This window comes from Pedobacter sp. 01T416_2, assembly GCF_056398925.1.
The window spans coordinates 1-4,804 of sequence record NZ_JBFTQI010000456.1 but is presented as its reverse complement, the minus strand read 5'-3'; the positions used below and the strand labels follow the sequence as shown (position 1 = coordinate 4,804).

Genomic DNA, 4,804 nt, shown 5'->3' with positions numbered 1-4,804 from the left:
TCCAACGGGTATCCTTCAAGCCTGAAAGCTCCTGGTTTTCGTTTGCCCAGGTAACAACCTGTTTAATCGAATCTACGTGCGTAGTTTCAGCACCTGCTGCATTGGCAATTAGTGATGCCRCACCAGTATAAGCGAAAAGATTTAAAACTTTAGGCTGTGGCGTTTTAAATTTTTTAATCGATGAAGAGATGAAATCCCAGTTTACTGCCTGCTCAGGGAATACGCCCACGTGTTTAAAAGAAGTTAAACCTAAGCGGAGTTTAATGGCCACTTCATCATTTTTATATTCTACATGCCAACGATCAGGAATAGATTGATTTTTCTTTACCCATTCGCCAGAAGTAGCCGAACGGCCCCTGAAAGTAATGTTGGCCGTTTTTTTCCAATCCTGTTCTGAGTATGTTTTTTTCCATACCGCCTGTGGTTCAGGACGGATAAGGGTTACATTTCCAAAACGTTCTAATTTTTCAAAATCCCCGCAATCAATCAGTTCATAGTCTTTCCAGTGGGTTGGGGCAAGTAATTGTATCATGTATTTAAAATAACTTTAAATTTGGATAGCTTTTGATGTATTGATCATCAGTTATCAGGGTTAGATCATTTGCTAGTGCCTGTGCTATAATAAGTCTATCAAATGGATCCTTATGTATTAATGGTAATGTAGAATAAGTAGTAAAGTCATCTTTAGCAGGCTGAAGAATTTTTACTCGGTACTTATCAAGTAATTCATAAATTGAGTTAATATCGTCTTTTAACTTTAGCTTTCCGATATTAGTCTTTATTGTAATTTCCCAAATGCTTACAATGCTAATATATTTTTCTGTTACAGGATTGTTTATGATCTCTATAATCTTTTTTGAAATTGAGTTATCTCCATTAATAAAGAATAGGAATATGTGTGTATCAAGCAAAAAACGCATTACATATAATCCTTGAGATCATCCAATGGTTCGTTAAAATCATCAGAAATATAAAGAATTGTACCTTTGGCAGCGCCATATAAGCTTTTTGGCTCTTCAACAACATTTGCTTTTTCACTTGCCGATTTAGGAAAGCTCTTCGAATGTTTAGCTTTTAAAAAATCAATAAAATCTTCTACCTCGTTTACCATGCTTTCTGGTAAGGTTTCCAATTTGTGAATGATATTTTTTGTAGCCGTTGTCATAACTAAACAAATATAAGAATTTTCTTAAAACTTATCTTTTGCTGCCTTCATAAAGCGGCTGGCGAATACGAAATCGTTTAATTCTTTAATATCAGTATGTGCAATTTCTTTGTTGCTGCCTTCCCAGAATTTTTTTCCTTCGTGTAGGAATAAAATATAGTCGCCAATACCCATAACCGAGTTCATATCGTGTGTTACTACAATAGTAGTGGTTTTGTATTCTTCGGTAATTTCCTGAATCAACTCATCAATTACGATGGACGTTTTTGGATCTAAGCCTGAGTTCGGCTCATCACAGAACAGATACTTCGGGTTCATAGATATAGCACGTGCAATACCCACACGTTTTTTCATTCCGCCCGATAATTCTGCCGGGAATAATTTGTTTTTACCTGCAAGGTTTACCCGTTCCAAACAAAAATCAACTCTTTCAAGCTTTTCTTTTCTGCTCTGATCAGTAAACATGTTTAAGGGGAACATGATGTTTTCTTCAACAGTCATACTATCGAATAGGGCAGAACCTTGAAACAACATACCAATTTCTTTACGTACTTCGATCCGTTGCTCGTAGGTCATCGGCGTAAAATCGCGGCCATCGTACAATACCGAGCCCGAATCTGGCTGATGCAAACCAACCATGCATTTCAATAATGTTGTTTTTCCTGATCCGGAGCCACCGATAATCAAATTGGTTACCCCTTCTTCAAACTTTCCAGAAATGCCTTGTAATACATCATTTCCGGAGAAAGATTTATAAATATCTTTAATTTCGATCATTACAATAAAAGTTGAGTAACTAAATAATCGCAAACAAGAATAGAGATACAGCTAATTACAACTGCTCTTGTACTGGCCTGCGAAACTTCTAAAGCACCACCACGAACATAAAAACCTTCGTAAGCTGGAACTGATGTAATAATGAAACCAAATACAAATGCCTTTACCAAAGCAACCGTGATGGTGTAAGGATTAAAATCAGTTGTTATACCTTGAATATATTCTGCAGGAGTAACAGCACCCGAAATAGAACCGCCAATATATCCACCGGTAATACTTAAAAACATAGAAATGATTACCAGCATGGGTACCATGGTTATGCCCGAAATAATTTTAGGAAGGATGAGGTAGCCAGGTGCATTTATACCCATAATTTCTAAAGCGTCAATCTGTTCAGTAACACGCATCGAACCAATTTCTGATGAAATGGCCGATCCGATTTTTCCTGCCAGTACAATTGCACTAATGGTTGGGCTTAACTCTAATATACTCGAGTCGCGGTTTACAGAACCGATAATTGTTTTTGGAATAAAATCACTAACCAACTGGAAAGCAATTTGTAGCGTCATTACTGCACCAATAAAAGTAGAGATGATAGCAATTAAACCTAAAGAGCCTACACCAACATAATCCATTTGTTTGGCAATTTCTTTTAGGTATATTTTCAGTTTTTCCGGCTTTCTGAATACAGACTTGAGTAGCAGGATGTATCTGCCGAAATTGGTAAAATTCATTCCGTATGTATTTGCTTAATTTAAATGATCGTTCTATACTACTACAAAGAAACAATAAAAATTTGGAGCACTTTGCTAATTGTAAAAATATTCGTGGTTTTGAATATAAATATGGTTTTTTGTTAACAAAAATTAAACCATAAATAAATGAAAGCTGTAATAACCGGAGCAACTAAAGGAATTGGTAGAGCTATTGCGACTAAATTAGCCCAAAATGGGTACGATTTAGTTTTGGTAGCAAGGGGTTTAGATGAACTTGACAGGCTTCGACAGGAACTAACCCCTTATGGGAATGCTATTTTTACGCAGACAGCAGATTGTTCTGTTAAAGAAGAAGTGTATGCTTTTTTAAATTCGACTGCTATAAATCTTGATCAAGTAGATGTTTTAGTAAATAATGTGGGGATCTTTTTGCCTGGCAGCATGCTCGATGAGGATGACGAAACTTTCGAAAAACAGCAGCATATAAATACAAATGCCTGTTATTACATCAGTAAATTTTTTGGAAAAAAAATGCGCTCAGCTAAGCGAGGCCATATATTCAACATCTGTTCGGTGGCCAGTAAAGCACCTGTAAAAAATGGAGGCAGTTATAGTGTAACAAAAGCAGCGATGTTAAGTCTTAATCATGTATTGCGGCAAGAGTTAGCACCTCACAATGTTAAAGTAACTGCATTTTTGCCAGGTTCTACTAAAACTTCATCCTGGGAAGGAACAACAATTCCGGATGAAAAATTTGTACAGCCTGAAGATATTGCAGAAACTTTGTTTACCATTTTAAACTTAAGTAAAGGGGTAAATGTAGACGAGGTTTTGATTACTCCGCTTGATTTTTAAACACAAAATGAACAACGTTATGGAAAAGAAGCTTTTTAGAAACGAACACGATAAGATGATTGCCGGTGTAGCTTCGGGACTTGCAGATTATATGCAGGTGGAGGTTACCATAATTAGATTATTGTTTGCATTATCGGCTATATTTATGGCTGGAGGTGGCTTAGTTGCCTATATAGTAATGTGGATTATTGTTCCGGTTAATAATGATCCGGCAGCAAGATTTTCTAAATTTAACGATTACTTTGGCAAGAAAAACCCAAATGCACAACCCTTTGGAACTGCCGATCCTTTTGCAGGACCAGCGAACCAAGGAAACCAGAATTGGACACAACCTGTTGATGGTGGACAAAAAACGCCTTTCGAAACACAGCCCGATTTCAATAAATTCAATAAATCTAACGATACTGGTCGCACCATAGGCGGATTAATATTGCTAGTAATAGGATGTTTTTTCCTGATGCGCGAAATGGATTTTATACCCGACTGGTTTAGTATCCACAATTTATTCAAGTACATGTGGCCATTGATATTTATTGCCTTAGGTGTAAGTATTATAGCTAAATCAAAAAGAAAGAATGACTGGGCTGCTTTTCAGAACCAACAGGAGGCTGAACAACAAAAAGAAGCTGAACAACAAAAAACAGCTGATTTTTCTGAAACTATTGTAGAAAATGAACCTACGGCACCAGCTAACAAAGATGATAATTCAACATCCGCTAACCCTCAAGTATAAATAGAATGAAATTAGATAGATTAATTTGGGGTATTATCCTGCTTTTTATTGGCGGTGTACTTCTACTCGAAAACTTTGATGTAATCAACTTTTATTGGCGCAACGTTTGGAGCTTTTGGCCAGTGTTCTTAATTATAGCAGGTTTAAATATCCTGTTCAATAAAAACAACTCGCAAACAGGTAGTATCATTTCTATTGGCGTTTTAGTAGTGGCTTTGTCGTTCCTTTTTTACAAAGGACAGCAAGTACCCGAGCATGGTAACTGGTGGGGGCACCATTTCAAAAAAGATATCGATGTTAATATCGACCATAATGATGGCGACAACGACGATGATGATGACGATAGTGATACCTCATATAATCACTTAAGTTTATCTGAGCCATTTGTAGCTGCAGATAATGCGAAAAAAACAGTACTAAATATTTCCGGAGGTGGCATTTCATTTAATCTTGATGGTGAAACAACCGAGTTGATTAATGCCGACGTAAAGAAAAGACATGGTAACTTCTCTTTAAAGAAATTGCTTACCGATAGCGCTATCGTACTTACTTTCCAGA

General features: G+C 36.6%; 7 protein-coding genes and 1 pseudogene. 3 read left to right on the top strand and 5 right to left on the bottom strand.

Annotation, left to right across the window (positions count from 1 at the left end; all coding sequences use genetic code 11):
• The 5 genes and pseudogenes from AC1DPQ_RS17855 to AC1DPQ_RS17835 all read right to left on the bottom strand — a co-directional run.
• A pseudogene (locus tag AC1DPQ_RS17855) lies at window positions 1-532 on the bottom strand (class I SAM-dependent methyltransferase); the annotation flags it as partial.
• Window positions 533-536: 4 nt separating this feature from the next.
• Entirely contained in the window at window positions 537-920 is a 384-nt protein-coding gene (locus AC1DPQ_RS17850; protein ID WP_477584639.1) for a type II toxin-antitoxin system VapC family toxin, read from the bottom strand.
• Entirely contained in the window at window positions 920-1,165 is a 246-nt protein-coding gene (gene vapB / locus AC1DPQ_RS17845; protein ID WP_477610412.1) for a type II toxin-antitoxin system VapB family antitoxin, read from the bottom strand. Before vapB ends, AC1DPQ_RS17850 begins: the two co-directional genes overlap by 1 nt.
• A gap of 24 nt (window positions 1,166-1,189) precedes the next feature.
• Window positions 1,190-1,942: an ABC transporter ATP-binding protein gene (locus AC1DPQ_RS17840; protein ID WP_086547603.1), complete on the bottom strand. Its 753-nt coding sequence runs from the start codon at window positions 1,940-1,942 to the stop codon at window positions 1,190-1,192.
• A complete protein-coding gene (locus AC1DPQ_RS17835; protein WP_029275780.1) occupies window positions 1,942-2,676 on the bottom strand; it encodes an MlaE family ABC transporter permease in 735 nt (244 codons plus the stop codon). Before AC1DPQ_RS17835 ends, AC1DPQ_RS17840 begins: the two co-directional genes overlap by 1 nt.
• A gap of 147 nt (window positions 2,677-2,823) precedes the next feature.
• On the opposite strand from AC1DPQ_RS17835, the gene AC1DPQ_RS17830 reads away from it, so the two are divergent.
• The 3 genes from AC1DPQ_RS17830 to AC1DPQ_RS17820 all read left to right on the top strand — a co-directional run.
• Window positions 2,824-3,513, top strand: coding sequence for an SDR family oxidoreductase (locus tag AC1DPQ_RS17830; RefSeq protein ID WP_477610411.1), 690 nt, complete (start codon window positions 2,824-2,826; stop codon window positions 3,511-3,513).
• 19 nt (window positions 3,514-3,532) lie between these two features.
• Complete coding sequence (locus AC1DPQ_RS17825) at window positions 3,533-4,246, top strand: PspC domain-containing protein (RefSeq protein ID WP_477610410.1); 714 nt, start codon at window positions 3,533-3,535, stop codon at window positions 4,244-4,246.
• Window positions 4,247-4,251: 5 nt separating this feature from the next.
• Window positions 4,252-4,804, top strand: a 553-nt coding sequence (locus AC1DPQ_RS17820) for a LiaF transmembrane domain-containing protein (protein WP_477610409.1), incomplete at its 3' end; no start/stop codon positions are given.